The sequence below is a fragment of the uncultured Stenotrophomonas sp. genome (assembly GCF_963519125.1).
Lineage (GTDB): Bacteria > Pseudomonadota > Gammaproteobacteria > Xanthomonadales > Xanthomonadaceae > Stenotrophomonas.
This window is the reverse complement of the sequence record NZ_CAUQLJ010000001.1, coordinates 169704-188090: the sequence shown is the minus strand read 5'-3', so window position 1 is coordinate 188090 and position 18387 is coordinate 169704. Positions and strand designations below refer to the sequence as shown.

The following is an 18387-nucleotide window of genomic DNA, read 5'->3' as shown; positions in this document are numbered from 1 at the left end:
CGACACCCGACCCAGGAAGCCGTCGAGAACCGCATGCCGTTGGCAGCCGTCCGGAGTGACGTGTGCGCATGAGCGCGCCCATGCTGGATACCTACCGTGAAGTGATCACGCCCGAAGGCGTGCCCCTGCACCTGCCCGCCGCCGGCCCGGTGCCGCGCGCGCTGGCCTGGGCGGTCGACTTCGTCATCCGTGTGGCAGCCCTGATGCTGCTCAGCATTCCGCTCACCGTGCTGGGCGAATTTGGCCAGGGCCTGTACCTGGGCCTGATGTTCCTGCTGATGTGGGCCTACACCATCGTGCAGGAAGCCCTCTGGGGCCGCACCGTAGGCAAACGCGTGCTGGGGCTGCGCGTGGTGGCCCAGGACGGCGCGCCGATCGGCTGGATGGCGGCCATCACCCGCAACCTGCTGCGCACCGTGGACATGCTGCCGTTCGCCTATGCGCTGGGCCTGCTGTCGAGCCTGTTCGACCGCAACGGACGCCGCCTCGGCGACCTGGTAGCCGGCACCGTGGTGGTGCACGACAGCGCGCGCCCGCTCTCCGGCAGCGTAGCCATCGACACCGTGCTGGCCCCGCCGCAGCCGCTGCAGCCGGCCGAACAGGCCGCCATCATCGCCTTTGCCGAACGCGCGCCGCGCCTGTCCGGGCCGCGCCAGCAGGAGCTGGCCGCGGTGGCCGCACCGATCAGCGGTGGCCAGGGCCAGGTCGGGGTGCTGCGCCTGTATGCCATGGCCAACTGGCTGCTGGGGCGCCGATGAGGCAGGAACAGTTCGTCGCCCGGTACCAGGCCGAATGGCAGGCATTGGAGCGCTGGTTCGCGCTGCGTGGCGACCGTGCGCGACACGCGCGCAACACGCTGGACCCGACCACGCTCAACGACGAAGACTTTCCGCAGCGCTACCGCCGCCTGTGCCAGCAGCTGGCGCTTGCGCGCCGGCGCGGCTACAGCCCGCAGCTGGTGGCACGCCTGCAACTGTTGATGCAACAGGGCCACGGCGTGCTCTACCGCACCCCGCGACCGCGCTGGCGGCGTGCGCTGGAATTCCTGCTGGCCGATTTCCCGCAGCTGGTGCGCAGCCAGGCGCGCAGCATGTGGGTGGCCACCGCGTTGTTCGTGGTGCCACTGGTGGGCAGCTTCGCACTGCTGCAGTGGCACCCGGAACTGGTCCACCTGTTGATGGACAACGCCCAGATCGCCTCCATGGAACGCATGTACGACCCTTCATCACCACACCTGGGCCGCGACAGCGGCACCGACTGGATGATGTTCGGCTACTACATCATGAACAACATCAGCATCGGCCTGCGCACCTTCGCCAGCGGCCTGCTGGCCGGACTGGGCACGGTACTGGTGCTGCTGTTCAACGGGCTCACCATCGGTGCGGCGGCCGGGCACCTGCAGCACATCGGCCACGGCGACCCGTTCTGGCGCTTCGTGGTCGGCCACGGTGCGTTCGAACTGACCGCGATCGTGATCGCCGGCGGTGCCGGACTGCAGCTGGGCATGAAGCTGCTGGCGCCTGGCCGGCGACGACGCATCGACGCGCTGGTCGACGGCGGCCGGATCGGCGCACGCCTGTGCCTGGGCGTGGCGGCAATGCTGCTGGTGGCGGCCTTCATCGAAGCGTTCTGGTCGTCCATTGCCGAAGTCCCCGCCTGGGGCAAGTACAGTGTGGCCGCCGTGTTGTGGACACTGGTGCTGGTGTGGCTGTGGCGCGGTGGACGCGGAGCCGGCGATGCGGATTGACCAGCTCAACGTCACCCTGCGCGCGCGCACGGAATGGGAAGCGATGGAACTGGGCACGGCGCTGGTGCGCCGCCATGCGCGCGCGATCTGGCTGCCGCTGGTGTGCGTGTCGCTGCCGCTGTTTGCGCTGATCAACGCCGCGGCCTGGTGGGCCGATGCGTTCGGTTGGGCCTGGCTGCTGATGTGGTGGCTCAAGCCGGTCTCCGACCGGATCGCGCTGTATGTGATGTCGCGCGGAGTGTTCGGTGAGGAGCCACGCCCGCTGCAGACCCTGCGTGCGCAGCGCCACTGGGGCTGGCGCGGCTTCTGGGGCTACCTGGGCTGGCGCCGTTTCAGTCCGTTCCGCTCGCTGCTGCTGCCGGTGAACCTGCTGGAAGGCAGCGATGCAAGCCAGCGCAGCGTGCGCCGCCGCGCGGTGCTGGGCGGCACGTTTGGACACGCGGTGCTGCTCACGTTCATGTGCATGGTGTTCGAGCTGGTGATCGTCAGCGGCTGCATCGCGGCGATCTTCCTGTTCGTGCCGCTGGAGCTGCTCTCCGACTCCTGGCGCGCGGCGTGGGACATGGTGCGCCAGGACATGCCGGCCTGGGCGAAGCTGGGGGTGAATTTCCTGTTCTGGCTGGCGGCCACCTTGATCGGCCCGTTCTACGCCGGGGCCGGCTTTGCGCTGTACCTCAACCGCCGCACCGAAATGGAAGCCTGGGACGTGGAGATCGCGTTCCGGCGCCTGCGCGAACGCCTGCAGCAGGCAGCACCACTGCTGGTGCTGGCCCTGGTGCTGTGCTGGCCGATGGGCGCGCTGCATGCGCAGTCGTCCGACCCTGCACCCAGCTGCGGGACGCCGGATGGTTTCCACGAAGATGCGGATCCGGACGCGGACGCGGACGATGAAGGCATCCCCGAAGGCGTACCGGCTGACGACCCTTCCAATACCCCTGCAGTCATCTTCGGCGGCACACCGGATACCGCGGGCTTCCGCCAGGCCGTGCAGCGCGCCTATGAAGATCCGCTGGTGACGCCCACGCGCGAGGTCAGCCGCTGGGAGCGCACGCAGAGCGATGCGGAGAAGGAGAAAGAGAAGCGGGACAAGGACAGGAACAAGGACGCCAACCCGTACGCCAAAGGCCCGCGCCTGCCGGCGCAGATCGCCGAATGGCTCCTGTGGGGCCTGGTCGGCGCGCTGGTGCTGTTCCTGCTGGTCACCTCGCCCTGGTGGGTCCGATGGCTGCGCGGCACCGGTGCACGCCGACGCCGAACGGAAGGCGCAGTCGTGGAAGAAGCAGTGGAACTGCCCGAGGTGATTCCGCCGGATCCGGCGGCGCGGGCACGCGACCTGTGGCAGCAGGGCCGCCCCCGCCAGGCGCTGGCCCTGCTGTACCGTGCCAGCGTGGAGTCGATGAGCGAACGCGCCGGGGTGGTGCTGCCGCCGGGTGCGACGGAGTCGCAGTGCCTGCGTGCGTCGCGACGCATGCCCGACGAGGCCGATCGCGTCCTGTTCGCCCGCGTGGTGCGGGTGTGGCAGTACGCGGCCTATGCCGGTCGCCTGCCGGAACCCGATGATTTCGAGAGCCTGGCCAGCACGCTGCAGGCGCAGTTCCGGTGGCGCGCATGAGTGCCCGCCTGCGCTGGCTGCTGGTCCTGGGCGTGCTGCTGGCGCTCGGCGTGCCGTTGGCGATCGTGTTCCTGCGCACGCACGAAAAAGTGACCCACACCGAACACCTGCCGCCGCAGGGCGAGGCCAGCTACAACCCGCTGTACGTACTGGGCCAGGCGCTGCGCGCCGACGGCCTCGGCACGCACGGCAGCCCGCGCATCGATCTGCCGCGCATGCAACTTGCGCCGGGCGACACGGTGCTGCTGTTGCAGGACAGTGTCGACGTGCCTGCACCCACCGCGCAGGCGCTGCTGGCGTGGGTCGAACGCGGTGGCCACCTGCTGCTGCGTACTTCATCGCCCTACAAGGATGACGATACCGCGCAGGGGCCGTTGCTGGATGCACTCGGCGTGGACACCGAGTACTACGAGGGCGTGTGCAAGCCGTTCCACGTGGCCGACGACCCGGGGCACTCCGAGTTCTGCGCAGGGCTGCGTTTCGGCATCGACCCACCGGAAGGCCTCCGCGTGGAGCGCGAATGGGGCGACGACGACGGCCTGGTGTTCGTACGGTTGCGCAAGGGCGCCGGAACCATTGATGTGCTGTCGGACATGGAGTTCCTGAAGGGCACCCCGCGCATGTTCAATGCGGAGGATCCCAAGGCCAGCCTGGCCGACGGCCTGCACGACACCGCGCACCGCGACCTGACCCGCTATCTGCTCGAGCCCAACTACGGCAAGGGCACCGTGTGGCTGATCTACGGTTCGCGCCCGCCGACGCTGTGGTCGCGCATCTTCTACCAGGGCTGGCCGGTCTGGGTGCCGCTGCTGCTGGCGCTGCTGGGCTGGCTGTGGCAACGCGCGCAGCGGCTGGGCAGCGAACTGCCGGCGCCGGCCACCGAACGCCGCTCGCTGCTCGAGCACGTGCGTGGCAGCGGCGAACACCTGCTGCGCTATGGCAAGGCGCCGCTGCTGTACGACGCCGTGCGCCGTGCGTTCCTGGCGCGGCTGCGCCGCCGTGCGCCGACCGCTGCGGCGCTTAGCGGCGAAGCCCAGGTGCACGCCATCGCCACCCTGCTGCAGTGGCCACACACCCGTGTACAGACCGCCCTGCAGGTACCGGCATCGAAGGATGTCGCCGCCCTGCGTGACCGCATCCGCCTGCTGATCCAGATGAGAAACCTGCTATGACCGAGCCGACCGTTCCGCCGCCGCTGTCCCCTCCCGCGCTGACCGGCCAGAGCCTGGTCGAGCGTGTCGATGCCGTGCGGGAAGCCGTCGGCCGCGCCTTCATCGGCCAGGCCGAGGTACTCGACCAGATCCTGATCGCGCTGCTGGCCGGTGGCCACGTGCTGATCGAAGGCGTACCCGGGTTGGGCAAGACCCTGCTGGTGCGTGCGTTGGCCCAGGCCCTGGAGCTGGACTACGGCCGCGTGCAGTTCACCCCCGACCTGATGCCCAGCGACGTCAGCGGGCATGCGGTGTACGACCCGAAGTCGGAAAGCTTCAAGATCCGCCGCGGTCCGGTGTTCACCAACCTGCTGCTGGCCGACGAAATCAACCGCGCGCCAGCCAAGACCCAGTCCGCGCTGCTGGAAGTGATGCAGGAAGGCCAGGTCACCATCGAAGGCAAGGCCTTCGTGTTGAGCCCGCCGTTCCTGGCACTGGCCACGCAGAATCCCGTGGAACAGGAAGGCACCTACCCGCTGCCCGAAGCGCAGCTGGACCGCTTCCTGCTCAAGGTGATCATCGACTACCCGGCGCTGGAAGATGAGAAGCGCATGGTGGACGCGATCACCACCGGGCGCAGCGCGTCCGACTTCGACCTGTCGCAGGTGCCGCGGGTGCTCAACGCTGCCGACGTGATCGCGTTGCAGCAGGCCACCGCTGCGATCACGGTGGACCCGGAGGTGGTGGACTACGCGGTACGCATCGTCGCTGCCACCCGCCATTTCCCCGGCATCGCGCTGGGCGCCGGTCCGCGCGGCAGCATCGCGCTGGTGCGTGCGGCGCGCGCGCAGGCGGTACTGGCCGGGCGCGATTTCGTCACCCCCGATGACGTGCGCGACGTGGCCCGGCCGGCGCTCCGCCATCGCATCGCGCTGGCCCCGGAACTGCAGATCGAGGGCCAGTCGGCCGACGATGCGCTGACCGCGTTGCTGGCCAAGGTGGAAGCGCCGCGCAAATGAGGCCAGGCCCGCTGCTGCTGGCGTTGCTGGTGGGCTGGGGGCTGCTCGGCCTGCCGGTGGCGTTCGGATTGCTGCCCATGTGGGCGTGGCAGGCCGCCGCCGCTGCCATTGCGGTGTTGGCACTGATCGACCTGCTGCGCCTGCGTGCGCAGCCCTCGCCCACCGTGCAGCGCGAGCTGCCCGAGGCGCTGGCATTGAACGTGGAGCGGCGCACCACGCTGCGTTTTGAGTCCAGCCGCCGACAGCGTGTTGACGTGTTCGACCTGGTGCCGGGTGCGTGGGCGCTGCAGGGCCTGCCGCGCGCACTGACGCTCAAGCCCCTGGTGGCCAGCAGTGTCGAGTACTCGCTGACCCCGACCGCGCGTGGACGCTTCGCGTTTGAAGGCGTGCACCTGCGCGTGCATGCGCCGTGGCGGCTGTGGCGCCAGCGACGCGTGCTGCCACCGGCCCTGACGGTGCGCGTGTACCCCAACTTCGCGCCGCTGACCCGCTTTGCGCTGTTCAGTGCCGAACAGGCCTCACGGCTGGTCGGCGCGCACCTCAAGCGGCGTCGTGGTGAGGGCACCGATTTCCACCAGATGCGTGAGTACCGCATCGGCGACAGCCTGCGCCAGATCGACTGGAAGGCTACCTCACGCGCGCGCAAGCTGATCTCACGCGAGTACCAGGACGAGAAGAACCAGCAGCTGGTGCTGATGATCGACACCGGGCGACGGATGATGGCCAGCGAGGGCGGCCTGTCGCACTTCGACCACGTGCTCAACGCATCGCTGGTGGTGTCCTACCTCGCGCTTCGCCAGGGCGACGGCGTGGGCCTGTTTGCCACCGGTGGCGAGAGTCGCTGGGTAGCGCCGCAGCGCGGGATGGGTGCGATCGATGCGCTGCTGCGCGGCAGCTACGACTTGCAGGCGCAGCCGGTGGCGACCGACTACCTGGCCGCCGCCACTGAGCTGAGCCTGCGCCAGCGGCGGCGTTCGCTGGTGATGCTGGTCACCAACGTGCGCGATGAAGACATTGAAGACCTGCTGGTGGCAGTGCGCCTGCTGCAGCGCCAGCATCTGGTGTGCGTGGCCAGCCTGCGCGAGCGAGAGCTGGACGTGGCGCTGGAGCAGGAAGTGGAAACGCTGCAGGACGCGACCCAGGCCGGCGCGATCGCGCGCTACCTGCAGCAGCGCAACGATGCGCATGAAGCGCTGCGCAGCCATCGGGTGATGGTGCTGGATGTCACGGCAGACGCGTTGCCGGGGGCGCTGGTGGAGCGCTACCTGGCGGTGAAGCGCGACGGGTTGCTGTGATCGTGCGGAAGCCGGGCAGGGCCCGGCTCTACCTCACACGTATATGCGCGTCGGGGCTTCGTCGATGATTGCGTGCGGCACGAACCGCGCGCTGTCACGGGTGATCCGGCTGTTGTCTTCGCGGATGCCCATGCCGCAGGCGTGGTCGCCTACGACCCAGCTGCCGATCAGCGGATAGCCGCCATCGAACGCGGTGAGCGGGTGCGCAGCCTGGCGGATCGCCGGGCCGGTGTACGGGCCTTCGCTTTCCTGCCAGCTGCCGTCGGCCAGGTGCATGGCCACGTTGGCGCCTTCGCGCGAGAACAGCGGCTTGCGCACCCAACCCGCGGGCAGCGCGCTGCCGTCGTCGAACTCGGCCGCGAGCAGGTTGGGATGGCCCCGGTGGCGCTGCCACAGCAGTGGCAGCACGCCCTTGTTGCTGAGGATCGCCTTCCACGCCGGTTCCAGCAGCTGCACGCCGGAGGTGGGCAGCGCCTGGCCGAACGACTCGGTCATCAGGTCTTCCAGCGGATACAGCTTGAACAGGCTGCCGATGACGGTGTCGTCCAGCGCGGTGAAGCGGCCGTCTTCGGACAGGCCGATGTCTTCGATGGCGATCGCCTCACCCCGCAGCCCGGCCTGGGCCGCGCAGTCGCGCAGGTAGGCCACGGTGCCCTGGTCTTCTTCCGAACTGCCCACCGCGCTGAAGTACAAGGGTGGCGGCAACTGCGCGCTCAGCTCGGCGAACCGCTCCACCAACGCTTCATGGATCGCATTGAACTGATCGGCCTGCGGCGGCAGGCGGTTCTGGTTGCGCTGGTCTTCCAGCCATTGCCACTGGAAAAACGAAGCCTCGAACAGCGAGGTCGGCGTGTCGTAATTGAGCTCATAGAGCTTGGCCGGGCCGGTGCCGTCATAGGCGAAGTCCAGCCGGCCATACAGGTGCGGTTCGCGGCGGCGCCAGCTGTCGGCAATCCAGTCGCGGAACGCCGGCGGAATGGCCAGCTGGTCCATCAGCTGTTCGCTGCGCACCACTTCGTCGACCAGGTCCATCGCCATGGCATGCAGCTGGGCGCTGGGGTCTTCAATGTCGTTTTCGATCTGGCGCAGGGTGAACGCGTAGTACGCGGTTTCATCCCAGTACGGCAGTCCGTCGATGGTGTGGAAACGGAAACCGGACTCGGCCGCACGAGCGCGCCACTGGCTGCGCTCGTCGATACGCACACGCTTCATTGGATCAACCGCCGTAGCTGCTGCGACTGCTGCTGGTGTTGCCGAAGCCACCACGGCTGGCGGTCACGGCACGGTTCGGGGTGGCGTTGACCGGGGCCAGGCCGGCCTTGCCGGCGCCGATGCCGCTGGCCGTGTTCAGGCCGCCACTGCCGCCCGGGGCCGGACGCGCCCAGCCCTTGGCCTTGTCCTGGTAGGCCGGCGCGGCCGCCGGGGCCTGCGCCATGCCGGCGCCACGGTTGCTGAGCATCTGCGACATGAAGAAGCCCATCATCATCGGCCCGATGAACGAATGGCCGGTGGACGTGGTCTGCTGCTTGCACTGCTCGGCCGCATAGTCGGCTTCGCATTCGGCACGCGAGGCGTACTTGGGCGCCGCGTCGGCCGACTGCTTCTGCGCTTCGGCAAAGGCGGTACGGCAGCTTGAAGGGTCGCCGGTGGCTTCGGTACAGGCCTCCACCGAGGTGTACAGCCCCTCCTGCGTCTGCACGCCTTCCTGCTTGGAGCAGGCGGTGAACAGCAGCGGTGCGGCGCTCATCAGCAGCAGTGCGGTAGTCCTGGAACGTTTCATGGCGGCGTGCCCCCTTTTTTCGGTTATCCCCTCAATCATGCCTGATCGGGGACAACAACCAAAACCGGCAAAGTCGAAAAGATGAACGACGTTTCAGGATGGGCCGCCGGGTCGGTTGCAAACGCAACCGGATTTTTTCGGCAGAATCGAGTGGCAACGCGCCCCCACGGCCCGCCAGATCCTGCCAGCCCCCATGCCTGAATACCGCTCCCGTACCTCCACCGCCGGCCGCAACATGGCCGGCGCCCGCGCCCTGTGGCGCGCCACCGGCATGACCGATGCGGACTTCCACAAGCCGATCATCGCCATCGCCAATTCATTCACCCAGTTCGTGCCCGGCCACGTTCACCTCAAGGACCTGGGCCAACTGGTGGCGCGCGAGATCGAACAGGTCGGCGGGGTCGCCAAGGAGTTCAACACCATCGCGGTGGACGACGGCATCGCGATGGGCCACGACGGCATGCTGTATTCGCTACCCAGCCGCGAGATCATCGCCGACTCGGTGGAGTACATGGTCAACGCGCACTGCGCCGACGCGCTGGTGTGCATTTCCAACTGCGACAAGATCACCCCGGGCATGCTGATGGCCGCGCTGCGGCTGAACATTCCGGTGGTGTTCGTGTCCGGCGGACCGATGGAAGCGGGCAAGACCCGCCTGGCCGAGCACAAACTGGACCTGGTGGACGCGATGGTGATCGCCGCCGACGCCAGCGCCTCTGATGAGAAGGTGGCCGAGTACGAGCGCAGCGCCTGCCCCACCTGCGGGTCGTGCTCGGGCATGTTCACCGCCAACTCGATGAACTGCCTGACCGAAGCACTGGGGCTTTCGCTGCCGGGCAACGGCTCGACCCTGGCCACGCACGCCGACCGCGAGCAGCTGTTCCGCCGCGCCGGGCGGCTGGTGGTGGAGCTGTGCCATCGCTGGTATGGCGCCGAGGATGCGAGCGCGTTGCCGCGTGGTATTGCCACGCGCGATGCATTCGAGAATGCGATGACGCTGGACATCGCCATGGGCGGATCCACCAACACCATCCTGCACCTGCTGGCGGCCGCACAGGAAGCGGAGGTGGACTTCGACCTGCATGCCATCGACGCGCTGTCGCGACGCGTACCGCAGCTGTGCAAGGTGGCGCCGAACACGCCGAAGTACCACATGGAAGACGTGCACCGCGCCGGTGGCGTGTTCGCGATCCTGGGCTCGCTGGCGCGCGGCGGGTTGCTGCACACCGGGGTGCCGACCGTGCACAGCCGCACCCTGGCCGACGCGATTGCGCGCTGGGACGTGGCGGTGACCGACGACGCCGGCGTGCATGAATTCTTCAAGGCCGGCCCGGCGGGAATTCCCACCCAGGTCGCCTTCAGCCAGGCCACGCGCTGGCCGTCGCTGGACGTCGACCGTGCCGAGGGCTGCATTCGCGATGTGGCCAACGCGTATTCGGCGGAAGGCGGGCTTGCGGTATTGCGCGGCAACCTGGCCGAAGACGGCTGCGTGGTGAAGACCGCCGGCGTGGATGAATCCATCCATGTATTCGAGGGCAACGCGCGCGTGTTTGAAAGCCAGGATGCGGCCGTACAGGGGATCCTGGCCGACCAGGTGAAGGCGGGCGACGTGGTGGTGATCCGCTACGAAGGTCCGCGCGGGGGTCCCGGCATGCAGGAGATGCTGTACCCGACCAGTTACCTGAAGTCCAAGGGCCTGGGCAAGCAGTGTGCGCTGCTGACCGATGGGCGTTTTTCCGGGGGCACGTCTGGGTTGTCGATCGGACACGCGTCGCCGGAAGCGGCGGCGGGTGGAACCATTGGCCTGGTGCGCGATGGCGACCGGATCCGGATCGACATTCCGGCGCGGCGGATCGATGTGTTGCTGGATGACAGCGTGCTGGCGGCACGCCGTGCGGAGCAGGATGCGCTTGGTTGGCAGCCGCGTGAGGCGCGGCCGCGCAAGGTCACCGGGGCATTGAAGGCGTATGCGTTGTTGGCGACCAGCGCGGATAAGGGCGCGGTTCGGGATTTGAGCAAGGTGTGAGACCGCGCGGACACGCCGTGCGTGTCCCACGCGATGCATGCCACAACCGTTACCCGATCACCCGCTTGAACGGCGGCAGCGCATCGATGATGCGCTTGCCATAGCGCCGGCTGATCAACCGCGAATCCAGGATGATCACCCGCCCGGTATCGGTGGAGGTCCGGATCAACCGCCCTGCGAACTGCGTCAGCGTACGCAGCGCATGCGGCACCGCAATCAGGTTGAATGCATTCAACCCACGGCTCTCGAACCACTCGCTCAGCGTGGAGGTCTGCGGGTCGGTCGGCACCGCGAACGGTACCTGGGTGATCACCACCGTGGTGCAGGCCTCGCCCGGGAGGTCCAGGCCTTCGCCGAACGAGTTCAAGCCGAACAGCACCGAGCCCTCCCCCGCCGCCGTGCGCCGCAGGTGCTCGTCGATCATCTTCTGCTTGGCCGTCTCACCCTGCACCAGCACCTGCCTGCGCTGTGCAGCCGGCATCAGCTCGGCCACCTTTTCCATCTTCCAGCGCGAGGTGAACAGCACGATGCTGCCCTTGCTCCAGTCCAGTTCCTTGACCAGGTACTTGGCCACTTCCTTGGGATGACGGTCGCGGTCGTCCGGGGTCACCGGGAAGTTCGGCACGATCAGCTCGGCCTGGTTGGGCAGGTCGAACGGCGAGGCCAGCGAGACCATTTCAGCTTCGGGCGGAATGCCATTGTCGATCGCCAATGCCTGGAAGTCGCCGCCGCCGGTCAACGTGGCCGAGGTCATCACCACCGAGTCCACTTCGTCCCACAGCAGCTTGCGCAGCACGTTCGCGGCCGACACGGGCGAGCCGTGCAGGATCAGGTCACCGTCGCGCGACAGGGTGACCCAGCGCGCGGTGGGCGGCTGGCCATCCTTGTCCTCGCGGCGCCAGGCCGTCCAGAGGTTGTGCTGCTGCTCGATCATCTCCAGCGCCATGCCCAGCGTGCGCTGCAGGCGCTCGCGCGCGGCGTCCTCGGGCTTGCCCTTGGCCACCTGCGAATGCGCGGCGTGGGCCCAGTTGAACAGCGCACGGGTGTCGTCGGCCAGCGCTTCGATGTCGGCCATCCAGATGTCCGGCAGGCGCCCGTTCGGCGCACGCCACATCGGTTCCTGCGCGGTCGGGTCAGGCTGCCAGCTGCGGTCGATCACGTCGCGGAATGCGCGCAGCTGCTTGCTGACCCGCGCCGCCACGTCGATGGCCTCGTTCGGCAGCAGGTTGCCCAGCTTGTCCTTGTCCACCGCGCGGTACGCGGCCGCGATCAGGATCTGCAGGCGGCCGGTGCGCTTGGCCATTTCATCGAGGGCCAGGCTGGCCGCGCCCTGGTCGATGGCGACATTGCCGATGTGGTGGCCTTCGTCCAGGACCAGCAGCATGTCCGACGGCGGCGCGATCAGCGGCTGGCCGTTGTCGCTCTCGCCAATGGACAGCGCCGACAGCAGCAGGGCGTGGTTGGTGACCACGATCTGCGCATCGCGCACCGTGTTGCGCGCGCGCAGCACGGCGCACTGCGCCGAGTACGCGCACTTGCGCCCCGCACAGCCCGAGGCCGGCGTGGTGATGCGCGAACGCAGCGAGGGGCTGATGGTGTCCGGGGCGTTGTCCAGGTCGCCGTTCCAGCGCCCTTCCACGAAGTCCTTGCTCAGCTTCTGCGCCAGGTCCATTTCGATCGGCGCCAGCGGGCGGTCGAACAGCGGCTGCTCGTCCTCGAACATCCCTTCCTGGGCGCCGTCGCCATGCGCCTCGGCGGCGTTGCGGGTGCACAGGTAGCGGGTGCGGCCCTTGGCCAGCGCCACGGTGGCGTCCAGGCCGGTGGCCTTGAGGAAGTTGGGAATGTCGCGCTCGACCAGCTGCGACTGCAGCGCCACGGTACCGGTGCTGATCACCAGCTTCTTCTTCGTGGCCAGCGCAATCGGTACGCCGGCGGTGAGGTAGCCCAGGCTCTTGCCGACGCCGGTGGGCGCTTCAACCACGCCGACCCCGCCGCTCTGCGACAGCGCACGCGAGACCACCCCGATCATCTGGCTCTGCGAACGCCGCGTGCTGAAGCCGGGGGTATTGGCCTGCAGCTTGGCGTAGGCATCGCGGATGACGGTCTTGAGCTCGTCGTTCAGCGCGCGCGGGGCTTCAACTTTTTCGGTCACGCCGGGAGGGTCCTGCCTGGATCAGGCGGGTATTTTCTCATGCCCGGAGGCCGGGACCGGCGCAGAGTTTTCCGCGCCGGTTCAGATCCGTGACCGGGATCGCCCGATCAGGCAGCTGGCGTGCTGCGATTGCGCAGCGCGCGGGTCATCGCCCAGACCAGCAGCACCATGCCCAGCGCGTTGACCAGGCTGAGCGCGAAGTGGCCGCCGCGCAGCCACCACGACAGCATCTGCACGTTGCCGTAGCTGCCCTGCTGGACCAGGTACGTGGGCACGATGTTCAGCACCAGCCCGGCCAGGGTGCCGGCCGCCAGCAGCGCCAGCGACCACAGCGCCACGCTGCGGATGGCGCCGCGCGGGGTGTCCAGCACCCACACCAGCGACACCCCCAGCGCGATCAGCAGCGGCAGCCGCACCGCGGCCATGCCGAGCAGGCTGAGCAGCAGGTCCACGTTCATTCGTCGCCAGCCAGGGCGTGGCGGGCGCGCAGTTCGGCGTAGACCGGGTCGGTTTCCGGCCGCACTTCATGCCACTGCTGGAAGCTGGTGGCAGCCTGTTCCACGAGCATGCCGAGGCCGTCCACGAAGTTGCGGCAGTTCATGGCGCGGGCCCAGGCCAGGAACGCAATGGCGGCCTCACCGTAGTTGAGGTCGACCGCCGTGGTCATGCTGTTCACCAGCGACATCGGCAGGACGAAGTTGGCGTTGGGGTCGCGGCCGGCCGACGTGGCGTTGACGATCAACTCGAAGTCGCCCAGCTCATGCAGGTCCTCCCAGCGTCGGGTCTTGGCGCGGCCGGGTTCGCCAATGGCGTCCACCAGCTCGTCGGCGCGCTCCGAGGTGCGGTTGACCACCATCAGCTCCAGGATGCCCGCATCGAGCAGGGCCGGTGCTACGCTGCGGGCAGAGCCACCGGCGCCCAGCAGCAGCACGCGGCGGCCACGCAGGTCCAGCAGATGGCGTTCGGTGAGGTCGCGCACCAGGCCCACGCCGTCAGTGGTGTCGCCGTGCCAGCTGTCGCCCTTGCGCAGCAGGGTGTTGACCGAGCCGGCGAGCTTGGCGCGCGAGGTGAACGTCCTGCACAGCGCGAAGGCCACCTCCTTGAGCGGCGCGGTGACGTTGGCGCCCACGCCCCCGTCGGCGGCGAACGCTTCCAGCACGGCCGGGAACTCGGCGGCACTGGCTTCAACAGCCTGGTAGTCCAGCGCGATGCCTTCCTGGCGGGCGAACGCGGTGTGGATGTGCGGCGACAGCGAGTGGGCGATGGGCTGGCCGAATACGGCGTAACGGGCGGTCATGGGTGTCTTAAACTCCGGGCCTGGATTGAAACGCAAACCCCAATGGAAGCGACTATGCGCACTCCCTTGTCTCTGCTCGCGCTGAGCCTCAGTTTACTCTTCGCACCGGGCGCGATGGCGCTTTCCGAGTTCGGCATCGAGGGCATGGGCGTGGTCTCGACCAAGGCCAATGAAGCCCAGGCCACGATCTCGCCCGATGGTCAGCGGATTGTCTGGGCCAGCGACCGGGCCGGGGGCGCGGGGGGCTGGGACCTGTGGCAGGCCCGCCTGCGCGACGGGCGCTGGCAGGACCCGGTGCCGCTGGCGGCGAACACGGCGGGCGATGACACTGACCCGTACTTCAGCCATGACGGGAAAACCCTGTTTTTCGCCTCGAACCGGGCCGGTGGGCGTGGAGGTTTCGACCTCTACCAGGTGGCAGTGCTGGCAGACGGCGGCTTCGGGCCGGTGGCGGCGCTGCCCGCGTCGATCAACACGCGTGCGGACGAGCGTCGCCCTGCGCTGCGCCCGGATGGGCGGGTGTTTTTGTTCGCGCGCACCGGCAAGGGTGGGCAGGGCGGATTTGATCTGTATCGGGCCGAGGTGGCTGGCAACGGATTCGCGGAGGCCTCGGCGTTGCCTGCGCCGCTGAACAGTGCGGCCGATGAGCTGGGCGCGGAATGGCTGGGCAACGACGGGGCGCTGGCCCTGACCCGGGTGGCCGATGGGCACTCGCAGGTGTGGCTGGTGGGCTGCGATTACGCGCAGGCAGCGGTGCCGCTGGGGCTGTCGTTCAATACCGTCGAGGGGCAGACCGGGGCGCCGGTGGTGGATGCGTCCAAGCCTGGGGAGCTGGTGCTGGCCGGGCAGGCGCGGGCGCCGAAGGCGGGAGGATTGGATCTTTATCGGATGCGGGCGCCCGTGGTGGCGTGCCGTTGATTGCGATGGCCGGGGTCGGTAGGGTCGCATCCCGATCGACCGCCATGGATGTGGATCAGTGCGGTAGGGCATGACCTCACCGGAGAGGCATCTCCGTTAAAGGTCATGCGTCCCAGCGCCGATCAATGTTGTCGGCGGTCGTTTGGGAACCGACCCTACCGGCCTTGCGAGCGTTGTTCAGGTCGCGCGCAACAATGCGGCGCGCTGCTGCTCGTAATCGGCTTCGCTGATCTCGCCGTTGTCCTTGCGCTGGTTCAGCGCGGCCAGCTCGGCCTGCACGGCCGGCGACAGGTTGGCTTCACGCGCCAGGCGAGCAGCCGCCGAGGGCTGCTCAGGTGCACGCTTCGACGCGCGCAACGCGCTGCGGATGACTAACGCGATCACCACCGCGAACACCGTGACCCCGGTGCCCCAGGTCAGCCACTGTACCCATCCCATCGTCTGCATCGTCGTCGTCCTGTATTCCTGTTGCCGCGTATTGTCAGCGGTCGCGGAGCCAACGCGCCACCTGCGGCGCGAAATAGGTCAGCACGCCATCGGCGCCGGCGCGCTTGAAACCGATCAGCGACTCCAGCACGCAGGCGCGTTCGTCCAGCCAGCCATTGGCGAAGGCGGCCTTCATCATCGCGTACTCGCCACTGACCTGGTACGCAAAGGTCGGCACGCCGAACTGCTGCTTCACCCGGCGCACCAGGTCCAGATAGGGCATGCCCGGCTTGACCATCACCATGTCGGCGCCCTCTTCCAGGTCCAGCGCGATCTCGCGCATGGCCTCGTCGCCGTTGGCGGGGTCCATCTGGTAGGTCTTCTTGTCGGCCTTGCCCAGGCTGGCCGAGCTGCCCACCGCGTCGCGGAACGGGCCGTAGAACGCCGAGGCGTACTTGGCCGAGTAGGCCATGATGCGCACGTTGACGTGGTTGGCGGCGTCCAGAGCGCGGCGGATCGCGCCGATGCGGCCGTCCATCATGTCCGACGGCGAGATGATGTCCACGCCGGCTTCAGCGTGCGACAGCGACTGCTTGACCAGCGCGGCGACAGTGATGTCGTTGAGCACGTACCCCTTGTCGTCGATGATCCCGTCCTGGCCATGCGTGGTGTACGGGTCCAGCGCCACGTCGGTCATCACCCCCAGCTCGGGGAAGCGCGACTTCAGCGCGCGGATCGCCCGCTGCGCCAGGCCGTTCTCGTCCCACGCCGCTGCGGCGTCCAGCGACTTGCCGGCCGGGTCGATCACCGGGAACAGATCGATCACCGGAATGCCCAGCTCCAGCGCTTCCTCGGCGACCTTCAGCAGCTCGTCGATGGAGAGGCGCTCCACGCCCGGCATCGAGGCCACCGGTGCACGCCCGGCCAGCTCATGCACGAACACCGGGTAGATCAGGTCGTCGGTGGTCAGCGTGTTTTCGCGCATCAGCCGGCGCGAGAACTCGTCGTGGCGCATGCGGCGGGGGCGGTAGTCGGGGTGGGCCATGGGATGCTCCAGACAGGGTCGGTTACTGCAGCAGGTAGCGCTGCGGTTGCAGGGGTTCCGGCAGCGGGCGCACGCCCAGGCTGTCGAGCAGGTCGATTTCCACGGTGCGCACCATGGCGTCCAGCGGCAGGTCGTTGGGCTCCAGACCGAACGGCTCCTCCATTTCCTCGCCCAGCTGGTCCAGCCCGAAGAAGGCATAGGCGAGTACCGCCGACACCACCGGGGTGGCCCAGCCCAGCGAGCTGGCCAGGCCGAACGGCAGCAGCACGCAGAACATCCACGCGCAGCGGTGCAGCAGCAGGGTGTAGGCGAACGGCAGCGGGGTCAGCAGGATGCGCTCGCAGCCGGCCTGGATGCTGGACAGCGCATGCAGGCGGGTTTCGAACTGGGCATACAGGATCGAATCGATCTCACCCGCGCGCAGGGCGGCCGTGGCTTCCGCCCCGATCATCGCCAGCAGCTGGTCCGGCATGTTCTGGCGCTGCGCGTAGCGCTCGCGGTCGGCCTCATCCACCCAGGGCAGACCGGCCAGCGCCGCGTCCTGGCCGCGCAGGCGGGCGGCCAGGGCGTGCGCGAAGCCGATGCACAGCCGGCAGATGCGCGCCGCACGTTGCGGCTGTCCGGCCAGCAGCGTGGTGCACAGCCGGGCCAGGCTGCGCGATTCGAAGATGAGCTGGCCCCACAGCTTGCGCCCTTCCCACCAGCGGTCGAAGCAGGCGTTGTTGCGGAAGCTCAGGAAGATCGACAGCACCAGGCCCAGCAGGGTGAACGGTGCGACCGATACGCGCTCGATGCCCGGCGGGTGGGCCAGCTCGGCAAAGGCGGCCACGGCGACGGCCAGCACGAAGATGGCGGCTACCTTGGGCGCGATGGCAGGCACGATGGAGCCGCGCAGGATGTACAGCAGCTGCCAGCCGTGGGGTCGGGGACGGATGATCATGGGGCGGTCATTCTACGCCCTTGGGTGCGACATCCCCGGTCGGTGCGACCGGGTGTCGCAGTCAGATCACGCCGCCGCCGATGGAGAGACGGACGATGCCCACCACCACGACCACGGCATTGAGGATCAGACCGGTCCAAGCACGGCCGCGCTTGGTCGGGTGGGTGAACAGGATGCCCAGCGCGCCGATGACGGCGCCGACGGCGGCGAACGGGATCAGGAACCAGTTGCCCCAGCCCAGCAGCGGGATCAGCGCCAGGATCATCCACAACAGTGCCAGCACGCCCCACAACAGACTGATCAGTCCCATGTCCCGCTCCCCTTACTGAAAAATGCTGGGCGCAGCGTAGCGACCGGCCTGCGTGCGGCGTGTGATGGCGGCGGCAAGGTCGGGATGCGGCGGTCTCACCCGGTGGGTGTTAACGTTCGCGTGAGGGGGTTGGCACCGATTCAGCGGCCAGCCCGGATGATCCAGGCGCAGGCCGACGCGGCCGAACAAGGGGTGTACCCATGAACCTTCGAATCCTTCCACTGCTCGGCGTGCTGCTGGTCATGACCGGCTGCGCCAGCTCGTCCAAGGTCATGCTCGGGCAGGCCCGTGCGCCGACCGATCCGGCGCTGGTGCAGATCTACTCGACTCCGCCCCCGGGCTCGATTGAGATCGCGCAGCTGGAGTCGTCCAGCGCGGCGGGCTTCGGAACCCAGGGCCAGACCGATGCGGCGATCGCGCGGTTGAAGAAGGAAGCCGCGGCGCTGGGCGCCAACGGGGTGATCCTGATGGGCGTGGAGTCCAGCAGCTCGGGCGGCGGCCTGTCGGTGGGCGGCGGTAGTTACGGCTCGCACAGCGGTGGCGGCGTGGGCATCGGCATTCCGACCACGCAGCGCCGTGCGGCCGGTGTGGCCATCTGGGTTCCGAATCCGGCGCCGGTTGAACGCCTGCCGGCGCAGACGATCAAACCGTGATGATGACGGCGGTCAC

The 18387-nt window shown here is 68.4% G+C and carries 18 protein-coding genes; 9 read left to right on the top strand and 9 right to left on the bottom strand.

What is annotated here, in order from left to right:
* Window positions 1-68: 68 nt before the first annotated feature.
* From RYM47_RS00760 to RYM47_RS00735, 6 genes are read left to right on the top strand one after another with little or no spacing between them, the layout of a single operon-like run.
* Complete coding sequence (locus RYM47_RS00760) at window positions 69-758, top strand: RDD family protein (protein ID WP_315385408.1); 690 nt, start codon at window positions 69-71, stop codon at window positions 756-758.
* Window positions 755-1747 carry a stage II sporulation protein M gene (locus tag RYM47_RS00755; protein WP_315385407.1) on the top strand — a complete coding sequence of 331 codons (993 nt, stop codon included), beginning with the start codon at window positions 755-757 and terminating at the stop codon, window positions 1745-1747. The genes RYM47_RS00760 and RYM47_RS00755 overlap by 4 nt, the downstream gene beginning before the upstream one ends.
* A complete protein-coding gene (locus RYM47_RS00750; RefSeq protein WP_315385406.1) occupies window positions 1737-3359 on the top strand; it encodes a DUF4129 domain-containing protein in 1623 nt (540 codons plus the stop codon). Before RYM47_RS00755 ends, RYM47_RS00750 begins: the two co-directional genes overlap by 11 nt.
* Window positions 3356-4531, top strand: coding sequence for a DUF4350 domain-containing protein (locus RYM47_RS00745; RefSeq protein ID WP_315385405.1), 1176 nt, complete (start codon window positions 3356-3358; stop codon window positions 4529-4531). The genes RYM47_RS00750 and RYM47_RS00745 overlap by 4 nt, the downstream gene beginning before the upstream one ends.
* Complete coding sequence (locus RYM47_RS00740) at window positions 4528-5529, top strand: MoxR family ATPase (RefSeq protein WP_315385404.1); 1002 nt, start codon at window positions 4528-4530, stop codon at window positions 5527-5529. Before RYM47_RS00745 ends, RYM47_RS00740 begins: the two co-directional genes overlap by 4 nt.
* Window positions 5526-6824, top strand: a complete 1299-nt coding sequence (locus RYM47_RS00735; RefSeq protein ID WP_315385402.1) for a DUF58 domain-containing protein — start codon at window positions 5526-5528, stop codon at window positions 6822-6824. The genes RYM47_RS00740 and RYM47_RS00735 overlap by 4 nt, the downstream gene beginning before the upstream one ends.
* Window positions 6825-6857: 33 nt before the next feature.
* Here the strand turns inward: RYM47_RS00735 and RYM47_RS00730 are convergent, their stop codons facing one another.
* Both RYM47_RS00730 and RYM47_RS00725 read right to left on the bottom strand, forming a co-directional pair.
* Window positions 6858-8036, bottom strand: coding sequence for a glutathionylspermidine synthase family protein (locus tag RYM47_RS00730; RefSeq protein ID WP_315385400.1), 1179 nt, complete (start codon window positions 8034-8036; stop codon window positions 6858-6860).
* 4 nt (window positions 8037-8040) lie between these two features.
* Entirely contained in the window at window positions 8041-8604 is a 564-nt protein-coding gene (locus RYM47_RS00725) for a DUF1190 domain-containing protein (RefSeq protein ID WP_315385398.1), read from the bottom strand.
* Window positions 8605-8797: 193 nt separating this feature from the next.
* Here RYM47_RS00725 and ilvD point away from each other — a divergent pair, with 193 nt between their 5' ends.
* Window positions 8798-10630 carry a dihydroxy-acid dehydratase gene (ilvD, locus tag RYM47_RS00720; RefSeq protein ID WP_315385397.1) on the top strand — a complete coding sequence of 611 codons (1833 nt, stop codon included), beginning with the start codon at window positions 8798-8800 and terminating at the stop codon, window positions 10628-10630.
* Between the two features lie 49 nt (window positions 10631-10679).
* On the opposite strand, the gene dinG is transcribed toward ilvD, so the two are convergent.
* The 3 genes from dinG to aroE all read right to left on the bottom strand — a co-directional run bounded on the left by dinG (window position 10680) and on the right by aroE (window position 14079).
* Window positions 10680-12782 carry an ATP-dependent DNA helicase DinG gene (gene dinG / locus RYM47_RS00715; protein ID WP_315385395.1) on the bottom strand — a complete coding sequence of 701 codons (2103 nt, stop codon included), beginning with the start codon at window positions 12780-12782 and terminating at the stop codon, window positions 10680-10682.
* 107 nt (window positions 12783-12889) lie between these two features.
* Entirely contained in the window at window positions 12890-13240 is a 351-nt protein-coding gene (locus RYM47_RS00710) for a hypothetical protein (protein ID WP_315385394.1), read from the bottom strand.
* Window positions 13237-14079: a shikimate dehydrogenase gene (aroE, locus tag RYM47_RS00705; protein WP_315385392.1), complete on the bottom strand. Its 843-nt coding sequence runs from the start codon at window positions 14077-14079 to the stop codon at window positions 13237-13239. Before aroE ends, RYM47_RS00710 begins: the two co-directional genes overlap by 4 nt.
* 54 nt (window positions 14080-14133) lie before the next feature.
* Between aroE and RYM47_RS00700 the strand changes: the two genes are divergently transcribed.
* Window positions 14134-14997, top strand: coding sequence for a TolB-like protein (locus RYM47_RS00700; RefSeq protein WP_315385390.1), 864 nt, complete (start codon window positions 14134-14136; stop codon window positions 14995-14997).
* Window positions 14998-15174: 177 nt separating this feature from the next.
* Here RYM47_RS00700 and RYM47_RS00695 read toward each other — a convergent pair whose 3' ends face one another.
* The 4 genes from RYM47_RS00695 to RYM47_RS00680 all read right to left on the bottom strand — a co-directional run bounded on the left by RYM47_RS00695 (window position 15175) and on the right by RYM47_RS00680 (window position 17718).
* A complete protein-coding gene (locus RYM47_RS00695; RefSeq protein WP_315385388.1) occupies window positions 15175-15444 on the bottom strand; it encodes an SHOCT domain-containing protein in 270 nt (89 codons plus the stop codon).
* Window positions 15445-15478: 34 nt separating this feature from the next.
* Window positions 15479-16468: a porphobilinogen synthase gene (gene hemB, locus RYM47_RS00690; RefSeq protein WP_315385386.1), complete on the bottom strand. Its 990-nt coding sequence runs from the start codon at window positions 16466-16468 to the stop codon at window positions 15479-15481.
* 22 nt (window positions 16469-16490) lie between these two features.
* Complete coding sequence (locus RYM47_RS00685) at window positions 16491-17408, bottom strand: bestrophin family ion channel (protein ID WP_315385384.1); 918 nt, start codon at window positions 17406-17408, stop codon at window positions 16491-16493.
* 61 nt (window positions 17409-17469) lie between these two features.
* Window positions 17470-17718, bottom strand: coding sequence for a hypothetical protein (locus tag RYM47_RS00680; RefSeq protein ID WP_070209106.1), 249 nt, complete (start codon window positions 17716-17718; stop codon window positions 17470-17472).
* 200 nt (window positions 17719-17918) lie between these two features.
* Here RYM47_RS00680 and RYM47_RS00675 point away from each other — a divergent pair, with 200 nt between their 5' ends.
* Window positions 17919-18371, top strand: coding sequence for a hypothetical protein (locus RYM47_RS00675; protein ID WP_315385383.1), 453 nt, complete (start codon window positions 17919-17921; stop codon window positions 18369-18371).
* The last annotated feature ends 16 nt before the right edge of the window (window positions 18372-18387 follow it).